This window comes from Candidimonas sp. SYP-B2681 (assembly GCF_003971065.1).
Lineage (GTDB): Bacteria > Pseudomonadota > Gammaproteobacteria > Burkholderiales > Burkholderiaceae_B > Pollutimonas.
In genome coordinates this window covers 24,670-45,156 of the sequence record NZ_RYDV01000007.1, presented here as the reverse complement: position 1 = coordinate 45,156, position 20,487 = coordinate 24,670, and the positions used below count along the sequence as shown (strand labels likewise).

The window sequence follows — 20,487 nt, the reverse complement described above, 5'->3', positions numbered from 1 at the left end:
AACTAACGCCGTTGAGACTCAGCCGCAGCTGCCTATCGCACCACATGCGGTACAAAAATCACAACCATCCTTCTTGATAACGGCATGATTGCCACATTCGTTGCACGGTTTGCCGAGCATCGTGACGCTGACCGTAGTATGTTGTTTCGGCTCGTCGGCCACAACGCCCATCGCGTTCACTGGCATCCCTTCTTCGGTCAGAATGCCCAGCATTGCATAGCGATGAATCACCAACTGGGCCACATACGCTACCGTCGAAGGATAATTAGCCTGTTTCTCGCTACCAGGCACCCGCGCCAGGAAGTCACCGCGCGGTTCGGCATAATTAAGCAACTTGCGCAGCTTCATGCCGATCCAGGCCGGGTCAACGACCCGCATGTCCAGACTCAACAGCTTGCAAAGCCCGTCCAGTGCTCGCGGATGGGCACCCGTAAGCCACATGCTATACGGCCGGCGGCTGCCGTCGGGCATCTGTAGCTCTTTGAGCATCAGAACGAAATCATCTTCGGTAGATGGATTGCGTACATCAGCGACCCAGGCCAGAGTGCCGTCGGTACCGGTTTTAGGCTCGTGCGGTGCGAAAAGCGCATTCAAAACAGGTGTGGGGTCGCTGGCTTGGGAAGCAAGCGCGCCAAGGTCGTTATAGCGCCATTCAACCAGCTTGGCCAACGCGGCGGTAGCGCTGGGGACCTGCACGAGTTCGCCATTGGGCGGCATAGGCATCTGAAAACCATCGCCATAAGCATTCGCCAGCACCGAGAGTTTTTTGCGCAGCCAGCCCCGATCGTTGGCACGCATATCGGTGGATAAGGTTTTAGCAATAGCGTCCAGCCCCCGTGGAGGCTGCCCGCCCAAGACCCACACCTCGAAAGGAACATTCGACTGATCCGCCACAACCACTGCGAATTCACCTTGTGGGGTATGTATGGTTTCACTTACCCAACCCGAGGCGCCTGCTGGCAAACCCGGACGGGAGGGCCAACGCAGGGAAGCCAAAGGAGGCGACATGGCGACTTCAGTCAAGACAAGCCGTTTGTCCTGCTCCGACAGAGTGATGGGCTGAGGTGTGCTGCCCTCGACTGCCGGGGTAACGGACAGCACAGCACCTAAAATACTATTGGGGCGATAGGTCGTAATGCCTTTCAAACCGCGATGCCATGCCTCCATGTACAGGTTCTTGAACTCGTCGTAAGGATAATCGGCCGGCACGTTTACCGTCTTTGAAATGGCGGCATCCACATGTGGAGCCACCGCCGCGACCATCAACATATGATCAATGGCGGAAATATCCAGCGCCGAAACAAAGGCCTCTGGCAGATTATCGACATCGCCCCCCATGGCGCGATAAACGCGATAGGCGTGATCTTCGACGGTGTAGTCCTTTTTGCTGCCATCCCCCATGCGCTTCATGCGATTGTAGAACCAGGAAAATGCCGGCTCGATGCCATTCGAGGCATTGTCGGCGAACGCCAGAGAAATCGTGCCAGTCGGTGCAATGGAAGTCAGGTGCGAATTGCGAATGCCATGCTCGCGAATTGCATTTTTCAGTTTTTCGGGCAAACGCGCCGCAAATCCACCTTGCAAATATTTCTCGACATCTAGCAAGGGAAAGGCGCCGCGTTCCTTGGCCAAATCCACTGACGCTTCATAAGCGGCATCGCGCATCTCGCGCGCCATGTCGGCAGCAAGATCGCGCCCTTGTTGAGTATCGTAACGAACGCCCATCATGATCAATGTGTCGCCTAAGCCGGTGAAACCTAGACCAAGGCGGCGTTTCGCATCGGCTTCACGCTTCTGCTCGTCCAGCGGCCACTTGGTGGCAATAAGCACGTTGTCCAGCATGCGCACCGCGAGCTTGGTGGCCTTGCGCATTTGGGCGAAGTCAAATGCGGCGTCGGCCGTGAACGGGGCCGTGACATAAGCGGTGAAGTTCAAGCTTCCCAGACAGCAACAACCATAATCTGGCAAAGGCTGCTCGCCGCAGGGATTAGTGGCTTCGATCGTTTCACAATACGAGAGATTATTCTCCTCGTTGATGCGGTCCAGATACAAAACGCCGGGCTCTGCGGCAGCGTATGTACTTTGCATAATCAGGTCCCAAATCTCGCCGGCCTGCACTGTGCGGTACACCCATTGACCGTCGTCGCGCAGGTAAGCACCTTTGCTTTTCAGGTCGTCGTTGGGTTCTGTTGGATGAGTAAGTTCGAACGGCGCGCCGGCTTCAACGGCCCGCATGAAGTCATCGGTGACTCCGACGGAAACATTAAAGTTATTCAGCTGACCACGCTCTTGCTTTGCGGTAATGAACTCCATTACGTCGGGATGGGCCACGTTAATAACGGCCATTTGTGCCCCCCGTCGGGCGCCAGCGGATTCCACCGTTTCGCACGAGCGGTCAAACACCCTCATGTAGGAAATTGGCCCCGACGCGCTGCTGCCGGTGCCTTTGACGATGGCGCCCCGCGGACGGATGGCCGAAAAATTGTAGCCAACACCGCCGCCTCGGCGCATCGTTTCCGCCGCTTGAGCCAGTGCCGTATAAATCCCAGGCTTGCCGCCGACCTGTTCGGTAATGGAATCGCCTACCGGCTGCACGAAGCAATTAATTAGGGTGCTCTGCAGATCGGTACCTGCCGCACTATTAACACGACCGGCGGGAATAAAACCGTGCTGCATCGCCCAGAAGAAGTCCTCTGCATACTTCTTTCTTTGCTTCGGTTCCTCAACCTGCGCCAGCGCATTGGCCACGCGTGCGCGAACCTCGGCTATGCTGGTTTCGCCACCCTTGGCGTATTTCTCGATGAGTACTTCGGTAGAAATATCTTGAGGTTCAGCCAGCGCAATCGCCGTGCTCTCCAGTTGTTGCATCGTTTAGTCCTTATGCGTACGCCAGAATGTTATCGATAAACGGCTGGCGTCGAAAAATGTTAGTTCAGATACCTGAAACGGTATCATGCAGACGGCCGCTTGCTAATGATGTCGATCAAGAATGACCGGTGGTCATGCCTGCTAAATTCATCAGTAGTTTCAGCAAATATGCCGCGATGGCCAGCACAGCGATGCTGGCCGCCCAAATACCGACGAGCCACGCAATACGTCGGCCCCAGAGCCTGGAAGGTTTAAGGGGCTGTTGGGGCATCAGTGGTAGCCATCTTCTGCTCTGACTTTGCCACGAAATACATAATACGACCATGCCGTGTACATGAGAATGAGCGGAATAATTAGCAGGGCGCCCACTAGCGTGAAGCCCTGACTTTGTGGCGGCCCGGAGGCATCCCAGATGCTGATATCTGGCGGAATAATATTAGGCCACACACTGATTCCTAGACCACTATAGCCCAAAAACACGAGTGCAAGCGTGAGCAAGAACGGGCCCGCATGGGGATCGTTATTCAGCGAGCGCAGCAAAAACCACGTAACGAGCAACACCAGTACGGGCACCGGAGCGAACCAGAACAGATTGGGCAAGGTGAACCACCGCTCCGCGATTTCACTATGGGCGAAAGGTGTCCACACACTAAGAATGACAATAACCGCCAGCAATATCAACGTCAGTGGACGCGCCAGCTGCCGCATGCGGCTCTGCAAAAGTCCCTCTGTCTTGAAGATGAGCCAGGTGCATCCCAACAAGGCGTATGCCGCGATGAGCCCCAGGCCGGTGAAGATGGCAAATGGCTCCAACCAGTCGAGCGGCCCGCCCGCATACGCGCGATTCACCACATCGATGCCATCGATATAGGCGCCAAGCGTCACGCCTTGGAAGAAGGTCGCGGTGAGGGATCCGCCAATGAAGGCTTTATCCCAGAAATGCCGGCGCCGCGCATCCGCTTTGAATCGAAATTCGAATGCGACGCCGCGAAAGATAAGGCCCAACAACATGAAAATCAGCGGCAGCATGAAGGCACTGAGAATAACCGAGTAAGCCAGTGGAAATGCCGCAAGCAGGCCCGCCCCGCCCAGCACCAGCCAGGTTTCGTTGCCATCCCATACGGGCGCCACGGTATTCATCATGACATCACGGTCTTCTTTCCCTTGAATGAAAAGGTAGAGTATTCCGATGCCGAGATCAAAACCGTCCATTACGACATACATCAAGATGCCGAACAGAATAATAATCGCCCATAACAGGGCCAGATCGATGCCCATAGCCTTATCCCCTGGTTGCGTACGCCTCGGTTGAGGCACCATCGTTATCAGGCGCTGCGGAAAGAGGACGGCTGGGTGTGTGCTGTTCGCCGGGGCCGCCTTCGGGTGCTGTCCGGTCCTCGTGCAACATCGGCCCCTTGCGAATCAATCTTAATATATACACGGTGCCCGCTCCGAACAGGATAAAGTACACAATAACGAAAAGCGCCAAGGTAAGGCCAACTTCGAAGGCTCCATGTGGCGTCACCGCGTCGGCCGTGCGCATCACGTTATAGACGACCCACGGCTGACGCCCCACTTCTGTAGTGAACCAGCCGGCCAAAATGGCGACAAGCCCGGTAGGTCCCATGTACAGCGCAAAGCGCCACAATTTGGGGGATTGAAAAAGGCGACCGCGCCAGCGAGCCCACGCTGCCCAAACACCAAGCGCTATCATCAAAATGCCCAGCCCCACCATTATGCGGAAGGTCCAGAAGACAATCGTGACATTGGGACGGTCGTCCCGAGAAAACTCTTTCAGGCCCGCGAACTGCCCGTCCCAGCTATGCATCAGGATAAGGCTGCCCATACGAGGGATTTCAAGGGCAAAATGGTTTTTTTCTTCCTCCATGTCGGGCCAGCCAAATAGCGTTAATGGAACCCCTTCGTTGAGCTTACTTTCCCAGTGACCCTCGATAGCGGCTAGCTTGGCGGGTTGATGCTGAAGGGTATTAAGGCCGTGAAAGTCCCCAATGACCGCCTGCAATGGCGCGACAACAAGCAGCATCCACATGGCCATCGACATCATTGTTCGTATAGCCGGGTTATCGTTGTTACGCAAGAGATGCCAGGCGGCAGAAGCTGCGACAATCAATGCGGTAGCCAGAAAAGCGGCCACCCCCATATGTGCCAGGCGATAAGGAAACGAAGGGTTGAATATGACGGCCAGCCAATCGACCGGCACCACGCGCCCCCCGATAATCTCGTAGCCTGCCGGCGTCTGCATCCAGCTATTGGACGCGAGAATCCAGGTCGCGGACACCAGCGTGCCTAGGGCGACCATAATCGTCGAGAATAAATGCAGTCCTGGGCCGACGCGTGTCCATCCAAAGAGCATTACACCCAGAAAGCCCGCTTCCAGGAAAAAGGCGGTCAACACCTCGTATGCCAACAAGGGCCCCGTTACACCGCCGGCAAAGTCCGAAAAAAAGCTCCAGTTGGTCCCGAACTGATACGCCATGACCAAACCGGAGACGACACCCATCCCGAAGTTGACCGCGAAAATCTTGCTCCAGAAATGGTAGAGGTCTCGGAATACCGGATTGCCGGTCTTGAGCCAGCAGCCCTCGAGAACCACCAGGTAGCTAGCCAAGCCTATGGTGATAGCGGGAAATATGATATGAAACGAGATTGTGAAGCCGAACTGTATTCGTGCCAGCAACAATGCGTCTACGTCCATACATTCCCCTTTGATGAAACGCTGCCCGATCGGCAGGACAGCGGGAAAGCTTCGTATTGGTGCTTAAAATAGTACTCCTAATTGCCAACGGGAGTCCTGCTTAATCCGTCCAGCAAGACCGAATCCCATGCATGCAACGTTTGTCGTTGCTCACCTAAACCCTCGATGCCAAGATGCATAACGTCTCCGGCTTTGAGGTAAACCGGCGGTTTTTGACCGAGTCCCACACCAGGCGGAGTTCCGGTCGATATAAGGTCACCCGGATACAGCGTCGTAAACTGACTGATGTAATGGACTAGATATGCCACGTTGAAAATCATGGTCTGCGTGCTGCCACTTTGGTAGCGCTTTCCATTTACTTCGAGCCACATTGCCAGGTCCTGCGGGTCAGGGACGTCGTCAGCAGTGACCAGCCAGGGGCCTACCGGGCCGAACGTGTCGCAACCTTTGCCTTTGTCCCACGTGCCACCGCGTTCCATCTGATACTCACGTTCGGACACATCGTTCACAATGCAATAGCCGGCCACGTAGCGTAAAGCGTCATCCAGACTGACATAGCGCGCCTTGGTGCCGATAACGACGCCGAGCTCGACTTCCCAGTCGGTTTTTACTGATCCCTTCGGAATAACGACTGGATCGTCTGGCCCTGTGGGCACAGACCACTTATTAAACAAAATGGGTTCTTTAGGTATTTCAGCGCCGGTTTCAGCCGCGTGATCGCTATAGTTGAGACCCACACAAATGAATTTTCCTATCCCCGAATAGGGGGTGCCAAGGCGACCAGGCTTTTCGACGACCGGCAAATCATCTATGTTCAAGGCTTGTAGGGATTTCAATTGTGCCGGGCTTAATGTCCGTGCATCGATATCAGTCAAGGTGCCCGACAAATCGCGAACGCGACCTTGTGCATCAAGACATCCGGGCTTTTCGCCACCGGCCGGGCCATAACGTAATAGCTTCATAATTTGCTCAGGTCCTGAAATTTATTGGTTGGTTTTAATAACTTGTTGGACTGGAAAGCCCTGCGTACCGGCATAGTCAAGCAGTCTATTTACAGTGGTTTCATCGGCGTTCTTCGCGCGGGATAAAACCCACAGATATTTTCGGTCAGGCGTGCCGACCAGGGAATACTCGTAATCCCCTTCCAGTCTTATTATCCAGTAATCTCCCCACACTGCAGGAATCCATGAGAGCCATGAGGGCGCAAATCGAACCTCGAGTCTAGCTGTGTCGGGCGGCGCAAAGCGTCTGGACAAACGCCCCTCTGCCTTTGCTTCTTCCCGACTGCCGTCTTCCTTCACACATTGGTTCACGACGTTGATGCGGTCATTTTCCTGTAGGGTATATTCAGCCTTGACTTCGCCCGCACAATCGGCCTGGAATCGATTGGGCAACCGGGCCTGTTCATACCAAACGCCAGCGTAGCGGCTCAAGTCCACGTTCTGCTGCGTAGCCAAATCGGCTTTAGAAGCCGATCGTGGAGCGGCGCATCCGGCCAGGGTCCACAAGGCGACTAAACCCACAATGGTGACAGAGAGCCGCCTGGCCCGTCGCCCGGAAATAGCGTTGACCATAATGTACCTTTATTCTCATGCCGAATTTTCGTTTATCTGAAGGGTGAGTTGCGACCTTGCACCGGCAAATACCGGTCCCGCCAAGAAGCTGACACGATTAAAGGGTATGCTTTCAGTATGCCGATGGCCAGTCTCTTAGAGGAACCCGATGAATATTTTTGAAGTACTCAGAGAAAGTCACGAAGTCCAGCGTGGCTTGACTAAGCAACTACTCGGAACCAGCGGCGACAGTCAGGAACGAAGCTCACTTTTCGAGAACCTGAAGACCGTTTTGGCCGCTCATGCTCTCGCCGAGGAGCGCCACCTGTATGTTCCGCTAATGGATACTGATCCCGGGATCGACCTGTCTCGACATGCCATAGCTGAACACCATGAAATCGACGAGCTAGTGGAAAGCCTCGAAGAAACCGACCCGTCTAGCCCCGGCTGGCTTGCCACCGCCAAAAAATTATCCGACAAAGTACATCACCACCTCACAGAGGAAGAGCACAAATTTTTCCAAATGGCAGGAAAGATTCTGAACGAAAAGCAAAAGATTTCTTTGGCCCGACAGTACGTGACCGAATATGAGAAGGCACTCGCGTCGTAGACCTAGCCTAAGCCGGTTAAAATCACCGGCCCAACCATCCATTCGAGTAAAACATGGCAAGCAAGAATCGCGCTGAAGGGGCTGAGGCCGTGGTCGAGTTCATTCGGGACTCAAGACTTCCGATCGCGCCTGGTCAAGACGCCCAGGTACAGCTTATCGTATCGGCGAAAGCCGGCGACAAGTGGCGTTTGAATCGAGTCAGTCTGCCTGTCGGCCTCCGTTTCGACGAAGAAGGCGCCGAAGTGTCGATACCGGGCATTGGTACTCCGTTTTACCGGTCGTACAGTCCTGTCCCGGGTACGCGTTTTATATACGACACGCTAAAGGCGAAATTATTCATTGAAGGACATTTGAATAAAGGCAGAGGCGACCCTTACGTTATCCTGATATCTCGCTAAGCAAGGTTTGAAGCCTACTTGCAGAGCCTCAACTTGCGTAATGACATAAATAGCCTACCCGGCATCATGGAAGCGTTTCGGTGCTCGCGGCCCACACACCGCTGGCGCTTGATGTGACCAAACCTTTCAATTCTATGCAAACTGCGATACCCTTTATTCATGCAATACACAAACACAGCTTCGATATGCACAGCTTGTTACGCACTCTCGCTTGGCAGCGGCGGAACTGAACCCCATGCCGCCATGAAGCTTATGTCGGCGCGGCCCCCGAACGCTTACGAAGGTGTTCTGGAGCGGCAATATAATTGCACGGTATGCAATACGATTTGGCTTCGACGCACCGATAAGTGGGGTGTCGATGCCGGGTTCCGCCTACTTCCATAGGCTGGTTGCCTTAATACCGGCAAAGAATCGTTTTCCACATTGAATGGTCGGGCGGATGGATATCCCATCAACGTTCATGCTTGTCGTCGACTATGCTCGATACTTCAAGCAAGCGAATTCTAAGAGTCAGGATAACTATGGAAAACCCATTTGGAGACGACACGACCTCCACCGGCGGCACCCGGAACTATCTGTTGCTCGTATCCACGTCTCAAGACAACCTAAAGGCAATCCAGAAGGTGGTAAGCAATCTAAAAGCGACGGTAGATAAAAATGCTATTCCGCTCTGGATTGATTCGAAAGGAATAGGCGTTTTCATGACCACGGATCTTGTCGCAATCGACATAAGATCTGCGGCGTTCGAGGGCGTCATGGGGGAATTCTCAAATATCAAAGACGTCGTCGTGACAGAGGTCGGCAGTGACTGGTACGCCGGCGACCAAACCCAAATCAAGAACTGGCTTACCTCACACGCGGGGAGCCCTTTACCCGTGCCTGCCGATTCACGGTTACGGACCCGTAAAGCGGTAACCAAACGGCGTTGATCTTGTTCGTCTTAATGAGTGCGCTCAAAAGGCCAGATCGAAGGGTTTGCCTGAATACGCTCGCAATTCCTGCAGGGCCGTTAATATTGCGGGGCCAGGCATGAATTTTGCACTACAGGGAATACCACCCACCCTGGGAGACCGATATGACACAAGCCAAACTCGAGCCCGGCGAACCACGCATTTCATTGGCAGGCAAGCGCGAATCCGACCGCGCGGAATCCGATACCAAAAAAGAGAGCGATCCGCCGCGCAAATCGGGAATAAAGCAAACTACAAAGCGTCGCAACAAAGAACAGACGGCGAGTCCGCTGGATCCTGGCATAGATCTGGGGGGCTAACCTTGCGGTCGCTCCGTTAGCGATTGTTTCCAGTTGCCCGCGAACCCAAAATGCGGTGCTTCAATTTGACCCGGCATCCAAAAATCAGTGAATGGAGCTATATCCGGCTCGCAATGCCAGTAAGCCTTTCCATTAGCATCCATGGCCCACCATCTTGCGAGTTCGGGTGCCTGCGACCAATCGACCAAATCGTATGCCATAGCAGCCTTCCGCGTGTTTGGATGGGTTACAGCGCAACTAAAGTTTGGCTTCGGCACGTAGACCCTGGATAGTTTATCCGACAGATACCGTACAAGCCGAGAGTTAAAAGCGTACTAAACGTCGGGCTGTGTCAGTTCGACATGCCCTTCGTCCCCTTCATCGCCCGCGCTCACGAGTCTATTTCTACCCTCGCAGCCGGGGCAAATGAAATAACACCCTTCGTCGTCGATTTCAGGTTCGACTGTGTGCGACATAACAATGAGCCCACAGTGCCGGCAAGTCCACATGGTCCACTCCTACCTAGGAAATATCATCATAGCGCAAGTAGACAGCAAGGGAACCGGTAGCGCAATGGTCCCAATCGGTGTACCTGGACTGCAGAATTCATTGCACTATTTGGCAGGCTGCGGGAACGGTAAGGCCGGCTTGACTTCAATTCTTATTGTCTTACGAGTATCGCCGCTACGGCACTCTTGCCAATGGCTGAAGGGCATGAGCACTGCGCATAAACCGCCAACGAAAACACTCCAGCCATTGTCGAGAAATCCAATCGAAGTCGCGCTTTTACATGTATGTGCATGCTTGCCGTCTCCAACGACGTATGCGTGACAAGTAACGAAAGCGATCAAACGGATTTGTATTCGTTGCAGTTGCGCCTAAACGGAAGTGGAGTTGTACCGTTTCCGCATCCTGCTTAGCAATTTCCTTTCTTCGCTTGCCCTGGTGGGCAAAAATCACCATTTCGGTTGTCATGCGGGTGCCCACTATGAATATATCCCACGCATCCCGACATCACAGACAACACTACTGCCATCAACATTATCTTCATTCCGACTCTTTGATTTTGTAACCATGTCGATTCTAACGGCGATGCCCGCGTTCCCACCTTGCGAGCAGTAACCATTTGCTACACAAGTTAGGATTCTTGATAGGACACCGCTAACGGCGGCGAGCGTAGCCATGTGGCGGAGCTTCGGCGCAGCCGTGCAAATTGTCGCAAAGGGCGGGTAAGCGTCGAAAGAAACGGCCCACTACGAACAGCCCGATACGAAGCTCGGCCTACGCCGTACGGGCAAATGTCCTTACACGCCTTCCTCGATAGAATCGGATACCTTTACTTACTAATGCATCAAAGGGGAGCTTTATGTCCTACTTCGGCGAGTTTGATGGTGTTACCGAGCCATCAAAGCAACATCTCATAAGGTTTCTGCAGCAGTCAAGAAACTTCCTGTCCGATGTCATTCGAAATAGGCTTGTGGGCTTTGGACGAGTTCACGACTTAGACCTTTTTGATGCAGAGACGAGGGGGCAAGCCGAGGGCCTGATCTATGACCGCGACCGCGACTTCAAAAGAATAATCGACGCGGTGGATCATCTGCCGCGCGCTAGCGAAGCATTATCCAAGCATGGCCTCGTAGGCGCACCTCAAAAACTGAGACTTTTGGCCATGGTCCGCCTTGAAAACCGCGTCGGATTCTTTCGTAACGAAGAAATAATAAAGAAGATTCTCGAAGACATAGACAACATCTTAGATGCGACGCGCGACGCTCCGGAATTTGCATCGAACGAATACGGCCCTAAGGCGTCGCAATATCAATCCTCTTTTATATATGCGGAAATGAAGGCAAACATCGAGGAAATCCAAAAGATGATTGGGATCCTTCTGCAGAATGTTCAGCGCCTTGCCCGTCGTCCTGTGGCCAGAAAAGGAAAGTTTGCGAATAGTCGCGGCTATGGCGGAGCCGCAGTTGACGGCCAACCCGCGGTAGTGTCGTAAGCAGCGACCACTTGGGCCTTCCACCCGCGCATTAAAACGCAGCGTTCCCGACATGACCGGGGAGTTTCGCCTGTCTACGTCCGATTAATGGAAATTCCGCCATCGGCCATCAAGTTTGACCCCGTCGTGAAACTCGATGCATCGGATGCGAGGTAAAGCGCCGATCGTGCAATCTCCTGCGGCAGTGCCAAACGCTTTAGCGCGTGCAGCCCTTCGACGAAGGCACGGGCTTCTGGCGTATTAGTCGCGGCCCGCCCCATCGGAGTATCTGTGCCTCCCGGTAGAAGAGCATTGGCTCGGATTCCATGCGAACCATACTCAACAACGATCACTTGCATGAGGCCGATCAACCCGGCCTTGCTTGCCGCATAGGCCCCCATTCCCGGGAAGCCCACGGCGTGACCAACAAAGGATGATGTGAATATAATTGAGCCACCGCCCCGCGTTACCATCGCTGGAATTTGATATTTCGCACCAAAGAACGCGCTGGTCAGGTTTGTATCGAGAATTACATTCCATGCATCAGCTGAAATATCGGGAACCGATGCACTCTCCCCTGTCGAGCCGGCATTGTTGAAGGCAATATCCAATCCCCCAAAGCGACCGACGGCTATATTCACCAATGTTTTGGCAAGTTTCTCTTCTTTGATATCTCCGGCGACAGCAATCGCTTCGCCCCCACTATCTTTAATCTGGGCGACAAGCAAGTCTAACTCGACTCGACGGCGTGCCGTTACGACGACTTTCGCTCCCTCTTTCGCGAACAACTTCGCGGTCTCGTAGCCAATGCCTGAACTTGCGCCCGTTACAATCGCCACTTTTCCGGACAACTGATTCATTTTTTAATCCTTACGCTGATTTAACTTTGGATAATCAGCGTAATGAAGCCCGCAGCTCAGAGCTATCCGTTTCTTGCTGTCACGTTTTGAGAACCGTCTTCATGAAGGGTCGGGCGATGCGGTTCGGTTCAGTTTCAGTGCCCTATTCCGTGCCGCCGAACTGGCGACTCAGCACGGCGTACAACGTCGTTGTAGCGAAACGGCGGATCCTGTCTTCGCATTGCCCTCGTTCGCTGGCTGAAGACTCTCTAATCCGTAGTTCCCTCCTCTACCGAATGAGCGTCTTCTGCGTCCTCAGGCACGCGTATTGCCGCTGTTTCTTATCAGTCCACGAGGAGGCGATCATGACGAAGCCAATGCCAGACACCGATCCCGTGAAGCGCGAACCTCCTGGGGAAATTAGCAAGGTTCCCAATAACGACGTTGGCGGCGGCGGACGCCCGGCCGGTAAGCCGGAAGAAGAAACTCCGGACTCAAAAGGTAACCGACAAGATAACGTCCAGCCGGGAGGCGATGAGCCGACAAGTCGTTAATGGCATGCACGTAGCACTCTAATCAGGTAGGCCGTCTGTAGAGGGCTTTTTTGCGCCCACTCCGGTCAGGCACGTCGCTTGCCGTATTAAGCAAGCAAGGCTTTTAGGCTGTTCGACCGAGCTGCCCTGCTTCTGCTTACGGAGAAACGCCATGGAACAAAATAAGAGAACCGGGAAGCGCCCGCAACCGGACCTGGAACAAGGCAACGAGATGGACCCCCGCGTGAAGGAGTCCTATGGCCCTGGAGGGGATCGAGCAGGTATAGACGGCCCCGGCGTGCCAACTAAGAAAAATCCCGGTCAAACCAACCCCGCTCATAACACCCCTAGCCACATGCGCCAAGATCAGCCAAACCAGCAAGATTTAGGGCAGTCCGGCCAAGGTCAGACACAGAGCTATCCTGGCATCAAGGGACCCAAAACGCACGATCTTCAGCAAGATAGCACTATGGACGAGGAACAGGCAAAAGCCAGCGAAGAGGCTGTGGACACCGTCCGGCGCAAAGAAGGCAATGCGAAGCATGACGCGCAAGAGGCGGAAGGGAAAAAAGCCACACAGTTCGATGGCAACCCGAATCCACAGGGAGCTCCTTCGTCGACTTTCGGGCCTAAGGATGATACGCCGATGAAATTGGAGAAAACCGACGGGCCGCGCGACGATCAGTAACAGCTCCACAACGCCATACTGGCCCCTTCATTGGGGCCTTTTTTATAATCCAAAAAGAGGGTCGCTGGAGACGTAACCAGCATCCCAAAGCAAGAAGGCCGAACCCAATGCTTAATAGGGCTCGACCAGTCATTCAACAGCTCTGTCCGCTCACCAATTCTGGCAAGCGGAGCGATTAAACCACTTGAATCATCGTCGCTTGAGGGCCTTTCTGCCCGGCTGTTGAGACATACGACACGCGCTGGTTTTCTTCAAGGCTTTTATGACCATCGCCTTGGATGTCGCTGTAATGTGCGAAATGGTCCTTGCTACCGGATTCAGGCGAGATGAAGCCGAAACCCTTGTCGTTGTTGAACCATTTCACGATACCAAATTCTGTTTTCAATACAAATCCTAAGGAGAACTGAAAAATAACCCCGCAATAAGTATGGGGTCAAGGCTCTACGATACCAGAATAGTTAACAGCCCGGGCCACGCTGCGGCATCGGAAATGATCAATCGGGAGTAGACCTTTACACTGTTGGCGCGGTGCTCGGACGTAAGTCGACTACCAGCACCAAGCGTCACAGCTACCTTGCCATAGATTCGTTGAAGACCGGGCTTGGCAAGATAGGCCGCAGGGCAGCATAAAGGACCATGTCAGAAAAACCCCAGACAACAAAAAGGCCAACTCCGAAGAATTGGCCTGAATGCTTGATATTACTGGTGGGCTGTGGGCGGCTCGAACGCCCGACCTACGGATTAAGAGTCCGCTGCTCTACCAACTGAGCTAACAGCCCTTGTGCTGCAAAGAAAAAGATTCTACCGCGAAAAGAGTCCTCGCGCCACGAAAAGACCGATTTTTTTCGCAAAAAGCGCCCGAAAGTTTGGAACACCATGCAAACCGCGCATAACCTCCCGTCTCGCGCTTATTTCTTTTTACGGTATGAGTCGTGACAGGATTTACAGCTCTTGCCGACTTCGCCAAAGGCTACCCGAAATGCGTCGAAGTCTCCGGTATCTGAGGCTGCCGTGAGCTTCGTCATACCCGTCTTGAATTTGTCCTGTGCCTGCTTGAATCCTTCGGAATCACTCCAGACTTCGGGCCGGGATTCTCCGCCTTCCTTGCCTGGACCATATGCCGTCCACGGCAGGTCAGCCAACACATTAAGTACTGCAATATTTTCCTGGATTTTCTGCTTATCGTAAGGTGCTTCCTTCTTGGCGACGGGAGCCATGCGGCCAAAGTGCGATCCTATCAGGGCCATGGCGGCCCCGCGATATTTGGCGGCGTCTTCAGCTTTGGCAAATTGCGCCATGGAAGGCGTCGATACCAATGCAATCAAACCGGCAACCGCAAACAAACCAATTTTCTTTTTCATAGATGCTCCTGAATTAAGACGGTAGTTAAAGCAGTAAAAAAAGGGTAAACACACTGGTGAAACGCAAGCACAAACAAAAACCCGCGGCAGGTTCGCGCAATGCGGGAACAAGCAACACGGGCTGGTAAAAATGGGTCTTAAATTTTCTTGGCTAAATCGGCTGCCAGGCCAATGTAGGTCCGCGGCGTAAGAGCAAGCAGGCGCGCCTTGGGTTCGGCGGGCAAATCAAGGCCGTTAATGAATTCGGTCAGCCCAATTTGGTTGATTCCCTTCCCGCGCGTAAGCGCTTTTAGCTGTTCGTATGGGTGAGGCAGGCCGTAACGGCGCATCACGGTCTGCACGGGTTCTGCCAGTACTTCCCAGCAAGAATCGATATCCTCATCGATGGCAGCAGCATTGAGTTCTAATTTATGCAGGCCACGCAAGCAAGAATCGTAAGCCACCGCACAATAACCAAAGGCCACGCCCAAGTTACGCAACACCGTGGAATCAGTCAGGTCACGTTGCCAGCGCGACACGGGCAATTTTTCAGATAAATGGCGCAGGACCGCGTTGGCCAAGCCAAGGTTTCCTTCGGAGTTCTCGAAATCGATCGGATTGACTTTATGCGGCATGGTCGACGAGCCCACTTCCCCCTCTTTCAGGCGCTGTTTGAAAAAACCAAGCGCCACGTAGCCCCATATGTCGCGATCAAGATCCAGGATAATGGTATTAGCGCGCCCCACTGCATCGAATAACGCGGCCATCCAATCGTGGGGCTCGATTTGGATCGAATACGGGTTTTGCACCAGGCCCAACTTTGCCAGGACACCAGCACTGAAGGCAGGCCAGTCAATCTCGGGGTAAGCCGACGTATGGGCGTTGTAATTGCCAGTGGCGCCATTCAATTTTGCCAGAGGCTCGACGGCTTCGATGGCAACGATGGCGCGCTCAAGGCGGGCAGCTACGTTGGCGAACTCTTTGCCCAGCGTTGTAGGGCTGGCGGGTTGTCCGTGGGTGCGCGCGAGCATGGGTTGATCGGCGAACTGCCGGGCCATGGTTTTCAGGTGCTGGCACAGTTCGTTCAGCTTGGGCACGATGAACTGCGATCGTGCACGCGTGAGCATCAGAGCGTGCGAGGTATTGTTGATGTCTTCCGAGGTGCAGGCGAAATGAATGAATTCTGCAGCAGCTGCGAGCTCGGTGTTATCGGCAACACGCTCTTTCAGCCAGTACTCCACCGCTTTGACGTCATGATTGGTCGTCTTTTCGATTTCTTTGATGCGTTCGGCATCGGCTTCGGAAAACTCATCGACGAGCTTGTTCAACGCCGCTTTGGCGGACTGCGAGAACGACGGTAATTCAGGTAGGCCAGCCTCGGAAAGGCCAATCAGCCATGCAATCTCGACTTCAACCCGGTGAGCCATGAAAGCTGCTTCGGACAGGGTTGCACGTAACACTTGACCTTTCGCGGCGTATCGGCCGTCGAGGGGGGACAAGGCGTTCAAATGGCTTAGTTGCGGAGCTATTAACATGGCAGTTCACGGAAAGGAAAATTAGCCCGCATTCTAACATCCGCAGTGCGCTGCCCCCAAAGCCTGGCTAATAGATGCATCGTTTGGCGGCAATATGTCAACCGTCATAAAGAGAATCCGCATATAAACGACACATTCGAAGCGGGCTGGCGGTGGCACTCGTTTTGTCCGGGTTTTTGGCAAATAAGCAACGGTATCCTGCTATACTTTTTTTGCCTTTAACTCACAAACTTTGCCATGAAACTAATCGGTTCGCTAACTAGTCCTTACGTACGCAAAGTGCGCGTCGTTATGGCCGAGAAAAAACTTGATTACGAGTTTATCCTCGAAAATGTGTGGGCCGAAGATACACAGATCCAGACGTCTAATCCGCTGGGTAAAGTGCCCTGTCTTATCATGGACGATAACGGGAGCCTGTTCGATTCCCGTGTCATAGTCGAATACCTCGATACGCTTTCGCCAGTCGGCCGGCTAATTCCCGCCCCCGGCCGCGACCGCGCCGCAACCAAGTGCTGGGAGGCCGCCGCCGACGGCGTACTCGACGCCGCTGTAGCGATCAATATCGAAATCAATCGGCGAGCCCCAGAGCTGCGTAGCGATGCCTGGATCGAGCGCCAGCACAAGAAGATAACTGCCGCACTCGATTACATGGACAACAACCTGGCTGATCACCCGTTCTGCATGGGCATCAACTTCAGCCTGGCCGATGTTGCCGTTGGATGTGCGCTGGGCTATCTCGATCTGCGTTTTGCCGAACTTAACTGGCGTTCGCAATACAGTAACCTGCAGCGCCTTGACGAAAAACTGCAAAGCCGTCCATCGTTCACTGCAACGCTGCCGCCCAAGGGCTGAATGCCCTTGCCGGGGCAGTCGGATCAAGCCTTCTGCAAGGCTGATCCGACATAGCGTTTATGGCTGAAAAGCCTTATAGGCTTCATACAGCATGTAGGCAGCCAGCACAAACAACAAGCATGCAAACACCCGCTTCAACGTCTTTACGGGCAAGCGGTGGGCACATCGCGCTCCGAAAGGAGCCGTTAGTACGCTCATCGCTGAAAGCACGATGAGCGCCGGCCAATATATATAGCCCAGCATTCCGTCGTGGCCCGCAACTTCGTGAAAGCCGGAATATATATAGCCGGCACTATTGGCTATTGCGATGAAGAAGCCCAATGCGGCGGAGGTCGCTACGGCGTTATGCATCGATACATTGCTGCGCGCCATGAAGGGTACCGATAAGAAGCCTCCGCCCGCCCCCAATAACCCTGAGGCGAAGCCGATACCTGCCCCGACACCGGCCGTAACCGCTTTACCGGGCATGGTTCTGCCTGCTTTAGGCGGCTTGCCACTTAGCATTTTGGCGCCCGAATAGGCAACGAAAGCGGCGAATATCAGCGCTAACCACCCGCCACTTAAGTACGAGAACACGGCGCCGCCGGAAAGCAGGCCGCCAATGATCATGCCCGGCGCCATCACTGAAACGATATCCCACCTGATGGCCCCTTTTGCGTGATGCGCACGCATACTGGAGACCGACGTAAAAATAATGGTTGTCATGGACGTCGCGATGGCTGCATGCACAATGAACTGATCCGGCACGCCGTACAAGGGAAACAGCATGGTCAGAAATGGCACCAATATCATCCCTCCCCCAATGCCCAACAAACCGGCCGCGAAACCAACCATGGCACCTATGCATGCCAAACTGACAATAAAAACCGGATCCATAAAGACCTTGAAAGAAGAGTAGAAAGGATGTTGCCTGAAAATCAGACGCTGATGTGTTTATACTATGATGCCACCGCCCAGGCATACATCGCCCGCATACAGGACCGCAGATTGGCCGGGCGTCACCGCCCATTGGCTTTGTTCAAACGACAAGCGGAAATTATCGGCTGTGCCGTCCTGCAGTTCACACGCCGCGTCAGCTTGCCGATAACGTGTTTTGGCCGCGTAGCTTCCCGCAAGAGGCGCATAACCAGAGACCCAGCTGACATCCTGGGCGTGCAACTCTTGGGCCAACAACCATGGATGATCATGGCCTTGCACCACATATAGGGTGTTGTGTTCTATGTCTTTACGTGCCGTGTACCAAGCGTCGGCGGTGCCATCTTCGCGCTGCCGGCCTTTTATGCCACCAATTCCGAGACCCTTGCGCTGGCCCAGCGTATAAAACGATAAGCCTTGATGTTCGCCCAGCACCACGCCTTCAGGTGTCTTGACCGGCCCCGGTTTAGTCGGGAGATAACGGTTAAGAAACTCGCGGAAAGGACGTTCGCCAATAAAGCAGATTCCCGTGGAGTCTTTTTTGGCCGCATTCGGCAGTTGCAAAGCCTGCGCCATACGCCTGACTTCTGTCTTGGGTATTTCACCCAAGGGAAAAAGCGTTCTCGACAACTGGGCCTGATTCAACCTATGCAAGAAATAACTCTGGTCCTTGGTGTGATCTACGGCCTTCAACAACTGGTGTAGCTCGCCCTCTTCAGTTTGAACCGTACGCACCCGTGCATAGTGGCCCGTTGCAATGCGCTCTGCACCCAGCGACATGGCGTGGTCGAGAAACGCTTTGAATTTGATTTCGGCGTTACACAAGACATCGGGATTGGGGGTGCGACCCGCCGAATACTCACGCAGGAAGTCGGCAAATACCCGGTCCTTGTACTCGGCAGCAAAATTGACGGCCTCGATTTCGACGCCGATAAGATCAGCGACACTGGCGGCATCCAGCCAGTCTTGACGCGAAGAACAGTATTCAGAATCGTCATCGTCTTCCCAGTTTTTCATGAACAAGCCTACGACTTCATAGCCCTGCTCTTTCAACAACCAGGCTGTCACCGAGGAATCCACCCCGCCCGACATACCCACCACGACGCGCCCTTTTGATGCAGATATTTTAACCATGCGGGTATTTTAGACGGTTCCGCCGATCACGAGAGCGAGTCACCCGGCCCCGGCTTTAGCGCTTCGTCAACCACTTCGATCCAGTGGCGAACGGGCGTCGCCGTGCCACTTTGCAAATGGGTGATGCAGCCTATATTCGATGAAATAATCGTTTTGGGCGCAGTTGCCTGAATCGCTGCGAGCTTACGATCGCGTAATGATCGCGAGAGCTCTGGCTGCGTGACGGAATACGTTCCTGCGGAACCACAGCATAAATGCGACTCTGTAAACGGTTGCAAGGTAAAGCCGAGCTCGGCCAGCATGCGCTCGCTCACGCCGCGCAGGCCCTGCCAATGCTGCAATGTACAGGGTGGATGAAATGCCACTGGTGCTGGTGCCGACTTCATCAGCGCCCTGAGTGCGGGCGCATGGGGCGCCACGATCTCGGCTACGTCGCGCACCTTATCCACCAACCGCAACGCCTTCTCGACATAGTCGCGATCGTGGCGTAAATGATGGGCATACTCTTTGACCATGGCGCCGCAACCCGATGCGTTCATAATGATTGCTTCAACCTTGCCTTGATCCAGCACGGGTAGCCACGCATCGATATTGGCTCGCATTTGGTCCAGTGCGGTCTCTTGGGCATCAAGGTGGAAATTAATGGCGCCGCAGCAACTAGCTCCGCCCGCCAACTGGGTGCCGATACCCAGCGCGTCCAGTACCCGTATGGTGGCAGCATCAATAGTGGGCATCATAGCCGGTTGAACACAGCCCACCATCATGAGCACCTGCCGTGTATGCCGATGGCCGCCGCTGGGCAATGTGCCCACAGCCCTCGCCTTTGGAACCTTGGCTTTCAAGACTTGAGGCAGCACTGGCCTCATGAATTTACCCAGCTTCATGGCTGGGGCAAACAAGGATGAATTCAGCGCCCTCCGCAGCAGTGTGCGGGTAAGCCGCTGGGAAAAAGGTCGCTCGACCTTTTGGTCGACCAGTTTGCGCCCAATATCCACCAGGACGCCGTATTCGACTCCCGAGGGACAGGTAGTTTCGCAGTTGCGACAGGTCAAACAGCGATCTAGGTGTTCCTGAGTTGCCCGGCTTGGCTCTACGCCTTCGAGCACCTGCTTCATTAAATATATGCGCCCGCGCGGACTGTCGAGCTCGTCTCCCAGAATTTGATACGTAGGACAAGTCGCCAAGCAGAATCCACAATGGACACAGCGGCGCAGGACTGCATCCGCATCCTGCCCTTCGTCGGTATCACGCACCCATGATGCCAGATTTGTTTGCATGA

The 20,487-nt window shown here is 54.1% G+C and carries 21 protein-coding genes and 1 tRNA gene; 8 read left to right on the top strand and 14 right to left on the bottom strand.

Features of this window, described 5'->3' with window-relative positions; genetic code table 11:
• Nucleotides 1-18: 18 nt before the first annotated feature.
• From EKL30_RS14745 to EKL30_RS14720, 6 genes are all read right to left on the bottom strand, one after another.
• The gene (locus EKL30_RS14745; protein ID WP_126708013.1) at nt 19-2,868 is read right to left on the bottom strand and encodes an adenosylcobalamin-dependent ribonucleoside-diphosphate reductase; all 2,850 of its coding nucleotides are present in this window, start codon (nt 2,866-2,868) and stop codon (nt 19-21) included.
• A gap of 115 nt (nt 2,869-2,983) precedes the next feature.
• Nucleotides 2,984-3,139 carry a DUF2474 domain-containing protein gene (locus EKL30_RS14740; RefSeq protein WP_126708012.1) on the bottom strand — a complete coding sequence of 52 codons (156 nt, stop codon included), beginning with the start codon at nt 3,137-3,139 and terminating at the stop codon, nt 2,984-2,986.
• Nucleotides 3,139-4,146, bottom strand: a complete 1,008-nt coding sequence (cydB, locus tag EKL30_RS14735; RefSeq protein ID WP_126708011.1) for a cytochrome d ubiquinol oxidase subunit II — start codon at nt 4,144-4,146, stop codon at nt 3,139-3,141. The genes EKL30_RS14740 and cydB overlap by 1 nt, the downstream gene beginning before the upstream one ends.
• 4 nt (nt 4,147-4,150) lie before the next feature.
• Nucleotides 4,151-5,584 (bottom strand): cytochrome ubiquinol oxidase subunit I, encoded by a 1,434-nt coding sequence (locus EKL30_RS14730; RefSeq protein WP_126708010.1) that lies wholly within the window; start codon nt 5,582-5,584, stop codon nt 4,151-4,153.
• Nucleotides 5,585-5,661: 77 nt separating this feature from the next.
• Nucleotides 5,662-6,546, bottom strand: a complete 885-nt coding sequence (locus EKL30_RS14725; RefSeq protein WP_126708009.1) for a fumarylacetoacetate hydrolase family protein — start codon at nt 6,544-6,546, stop codon at nt 5,662-5,664.
• 21 nt (nt 6,547-6,567) lie between these two features.
• The gene (locus tag EKL30_RS14720) at nt 6,568-7,158 is read right to left on the bottom strand and encodes a lipocalin family protein (RefSeq protein ID WP_126708008.1); all 591 of its coding nucleotides are present in this window, start codon (nt 7,156-7,158) and stop codon (nt 6,568-6,570) included.
• A 148-nt stretch (nt 7,159-7,306) separates the two neighbouring features.
• Here EKL30_RS14720 and EKL30_RS14715 point away from each other — a divergent pair, with 148 nt between their 5' ends.
• From EKL30_RS14715 to EKL30_RS14690, 5 genes are all read left to right on the top strand, one after another.
• Nucleotides 7,307-7,747 carry a hemerythrin domain-containing protein gene (locus EKL30_RS14715; RefSeq protein WP_126708007.1) on the top strand — a complete coding sequence of 147 codons (441 nt, stop codon included), beginning with the start codon at nt 7,307-7,309 and terminating at the stop codon, nt 7,745-7,747.
• A gap of 53 nt (nt 7,748-7,800) precedes the next feature.
• Nucleotides 7,801-8,145 (top strand): hypothetical protein, encoded by a 345-nt coding sequence (locus tag EKL30_RS14710; RefSeq protein ID WP_126708006.1) that lies wholly within the window; start codon nt 7,801-7,803, stop codon nt 8,143-8,145.
• Nucleotides 8,146-8,666: 521 nt separating this feature from the next.
• The gene (locus EKL30_RS14705) at nt 8,667-9,074 is read left to right on the top strand and encodes a hypothetical protein (protein ID WP_126708005.1); all 408 of its coding nucleotides are present in this window, start codon (nt 8,667-8,669) and stop codon (nt 9,072-9,074) included.
• Nucleotides 9,075-9,220: 146 nt separating this feature from the next.
• Nucleotides 9,221-9,415 (top strand): hypothetical protein, encoded by a 195-nt coding sequence (locus EKL30_RS14700; protein WP_126708004.1) that lies wholly within the window; start codon nt 9,221-9,223, stop codon nt 9,413-9,415.
• A gap of 1,345 nt (nt 9,416-10,760) precedes the next feature.
• Complete coding sequence (locus tag EKL30_RS14690) at nt 10,761-11,393, top strand: hypothetical protein (protein ID WP_126708002.1); 633 nt, start codon at nt 10,761-10,763, stop codon at nt 11,391-11,393.
• A gap of 74 nt (nt 11,394-11,467) precedes the next feature.
• On the opposite strand, the gene EKL30_RS14685 is transcribed toward EKL30_RS14690, so the two are convergent.
• Nucleotides 11,468-12,232, bottom strand: a complete 765-nt coding sequence (locus EKL30_RS14685) for an SDR family oxidoreductase (RefSeq protein WP_126708001.1) — start codon at nt 12,230-12,232, stop codon at nt 11,468-11,470.
• A 344-nt stretch (nt 12,233-12,576) separates the two neighbouring features.
• Here EKL30_RS14685 and EKL30_RS14680 point away from each other — a divergent pair, with 344 nt between their 5' ends.
• The gene (locus tag EKL30_RS14680) at nt 12,577-12,765 is read left to right on the top strand and encodes a hypothetical protein (protein WP_126708000.1); all 189 of its coding nucleotides are present in this window, start codon (nt 12,577-12,579) and stop codon (nt 12,763-12,765) included.
• Between the two features lie 151 nt (nt 12,766-12,916).
• A complete protein-coding gene (locus tag EKL30_RS14675) occupies nt 12,917-13,432 on the top strand; it encodes a hypothetical protein (RefSeq protein WP_126707999.1) in 516 nt (171 codons plus the stop codon).
• 175 nt (nt 13,433-13,607) lie between these two features.
• On the opposite strand, the gene EKL30_RS14670 is transcribed toward EKL30_RS14675, so the two are convergent.
• The 4 genes from EKL30_RS14670 to purB all read right to left on the bottom strand — a co-directional run bounded on the left by EKL30_RS14670 (nt 13,608) and on the right by purB (nt 16,307).
• Entirely contained in the window at nt 13,608-13,817 is a 210-nt protein-coding gene (locus EKL30_RS14670) for a cold-shock protein (protein WP_126707998.1), read from the bottom strand.
• Nucleotides 13,818-14,135: 318 nt separating this feature from the next.
• Nucleotides 14,136-14,211 (bottom strand) — tRNA-Lys (locus EKL30_RS14660).
• Between the two features lie 129 nt (nt 14,212-14,340).
• Entirely contained in the window at nt 14,341-14,793 is a 453-nt protein-coding gene (locus EKL30_RS14655; RefSeq protein ID WP_126707997.1) for a cytochrome c, read from the bottom strand.
• A gap of 137 nt (nt 14,794-14,930) precedes the next feature.
• Nucleotides 14,931-16,307, bottom strand: coding sequence for an adenylosuccinate lyase (purB, locus tag EKL30_RS14650; RefSeq protein ID WP_126707996.1), 1,377 nt, complete (start codon nt 16,305-16,307; stop codon nt 14,931-14,933).
• Between the two features lie 237 nt (nt 16,308-16,544).
• On the opposite strand from purB, the gene EKL30_RS14645 reads away from it, so the two are divergent.
• Nucleotides 16,545-17,159 carry a glutathione S-transferase N-terminal domain-containing protein gene (locus EKL30_RS14645; protein ID WP_126707995.1) on the top strand — a complete coding sequence of 205 codons (615 nt, stop codon included), beginning with the start codon at nt 16,545-16,547 and terminating at the stop codon, nt 17,157-17,159.
• Nucleotides 17,160-17,216: 57 nt separating this feature from the next.
• Here EKL30_RS14645 and EKL30_RS14640 read toward each other — a convergent pair whose 3' ends face one another.
• The 3 genes from EKL30_RS14640 to glcF are packed head-to-tail and all read right to left on the bottom strand — an operon-like array spanning nt 17,217 to nt 20,485.
• The gene (locus EKL30_RS14640; protein ID WP_126707994.1) at nt 17,217-18,035 is read right to left on the bottom strand and encodes a sulfite exporter TauE/SafE family protein; all 819 of its coding nucleotides are present in this window, start codon (nt 18,033-18,035) and stop codon (nt 17,217-17,219) included.
• Between the two features lie 57 nt (nt 18,036-18,092).
• On the bottom strand, nt 18,093-19,208 hold the full coding sequence (mnmA, locus tag EKL30_RS14635) for a tRNA 2-thiouridine(34) synthase MnmA (RefSeq protein ID WP_126707993.1): 1,116 nt from the start codon (nt 19,206-19,208) through the stop codon (nt 18,093-18,095).
• A gap of 26 nt (nt 19,209-19,234) precedes the next feature.
• On the bottom strand, nt 19,235-20,485 hold the full coding sequence (gene glcF, locus EKL30_RS14630) for a glycolate oxidase subunit GlcF (RefSeq protein ID WP_126707992.1): 1,251 nt from the start codon (nt 20,483-20,485) through the stop codon (nt 19,235-19,237).
• Nucleotides 20,486-20,487: the final 2 nt, after the last annotated feature.

Excerpts from the sequence above, each read along its gene's own strand:
- EKL30_RS14745 (WP_126708013.1), bottom strand. The coding sequence starts at position 2,868 with ATGCAACAACTGGAGAGCACGGCGATTGCGCTGGCTGAACCTCAAGAT.
- EKL30_RS14740 (WP_126708012.1), bottom strand. The coding sequence starts at position 3,139 with ATGCCCCAACAGCCCCTTAAACCTTCCAGGCTCTGGGGCCGACGTATT.
- cydB (WP_126708011.1), bottom strand. The coding sequence starts at position 4,146 with ATGGGCATCGATCTGGCCCTGTTATGGGCGATTATTATTCTGTTCGGC.
- EKL30_RS14730 (WP_126708010.1), bottom strand. The coding sequence starts at position 5,584 with ATGGACGTAGACGCATTGTTGCTGGCACGAATACAGTTCGGCTTCACA.
- EKL30_RS14725 (WP_126708009.1), bottom strand. The coding sequence starts at position 6,546 with ATGAAGCTATTACGTTATGGCCCGGCCGGTGGCGAAAAGCCCGGATGT.
- EKL30_RS14720 (WP_126708008.1), bottom strand. The coding sequence starts at position 7,158 with ATGGTCAACGCTATTTCCGGGCGACGGGCCAGGCGGCTCTCTGTCACC.
- EKL30_RS14715 (WP_126708007.1), top strand. The coding sequence starts at position 7,307 with ATGAATATTTTTGAAGTACTCAGAGAAAGTCACGAAGTCCAGCGTGGC.
- EKL30_RS14710 (WP_126708006.1), top strand. The coding sequence starts at position 7,801 with ATGGCAAGCAAGAATCGCGCTGAAGGGGCTGAGGCCGTGGTCGAGTTC.
- EKL30_RS14705 (WP_126708005.1), top strand. The coding sequence starts at position 8,667 with ATGGAAAACCCATTTGGAGACGACACGACCTCCACCGGCGGCACCCGG.
- EKL30_RS14700 (WP_126708004.1), top strand. The coding sequence starts at position 9,221 with ATGACACAAGCCAAACTCGAGCCCGGCGAACCACGCATTTCATTGGCA.
- EKL30_RS14690 (WP_126708002.1), top strand. The coding sequence starts at position 10,761 with ATGTCCTACTTCGGCGAGTTTGATGGTGTTACCGAGCCATCAAAGCAA.
- EKL30_RS14685 (WP_126708001.1), bottom strand. The coding sequence starts at position 12,232 with ATGAATCAGTTGTCCGGAAAAGTGGCGATTGTAACGGGCGCAAGTTCA.
- EKL30_RS14680 (WP_126708000.1), top strand. The coding sequence starts at position 12,577 with ATGACGAAGCCAATGCCAGACACCGATCCCGTGAAGCGCGAACCTCCT.
- EKL30_RS14675 (WP_126707999.1), top strand. The coding sequence starts at position 12,917 with ATGGAACAAAATAAGAGAACCGGGAAGCGCCCGCAACCGGACCTGGAA.
- EKL30_RS14655 (WP_126707997.1), bottom strand. The coding sequence starts at position 14,793 with ATGAAAAAGAAAATTGGTTTGTTTGCGGTTGCCGGTTTGATTGCATTG.
- purB (WP_126707996.1), bottom strand. The coding sequence starts at position 16,307 with ATGTTAATAGCTCCGCAACTAAGCCATTTGAACGCCTTGTCCCCCCTC.
- EKL30_RS14645 (WP_126707995.1), top strand. The coding sequence starts at position 16,545 with ATGAAACTAATCGGTTCGCTAACTAGTCCTTACGTACGCAAAGTGCGC.
- EKL30_RS14640 (WP_126707994.1), bottom strand. The coding sequence starts at position 18,035 with ATGGATCCGGTTTTTATTGTCAGTTTGGCATGCATAGGTGCCATGGTT.
- mnmA (WP_126707993.1), bottom strand. The coding sequence starts at position 19,208 with ATGGTTAAAATATCTGCATCAAAAGGGCGCGTCGTGGTGGGTATGTCG.
- glcF (WP_126707992.1), bottom strand. The coding sequence starts at position 20,485 with ATGCAAACAAATCTGGCATCATGGGTGCGTGATACCGACGAAGGGCAG.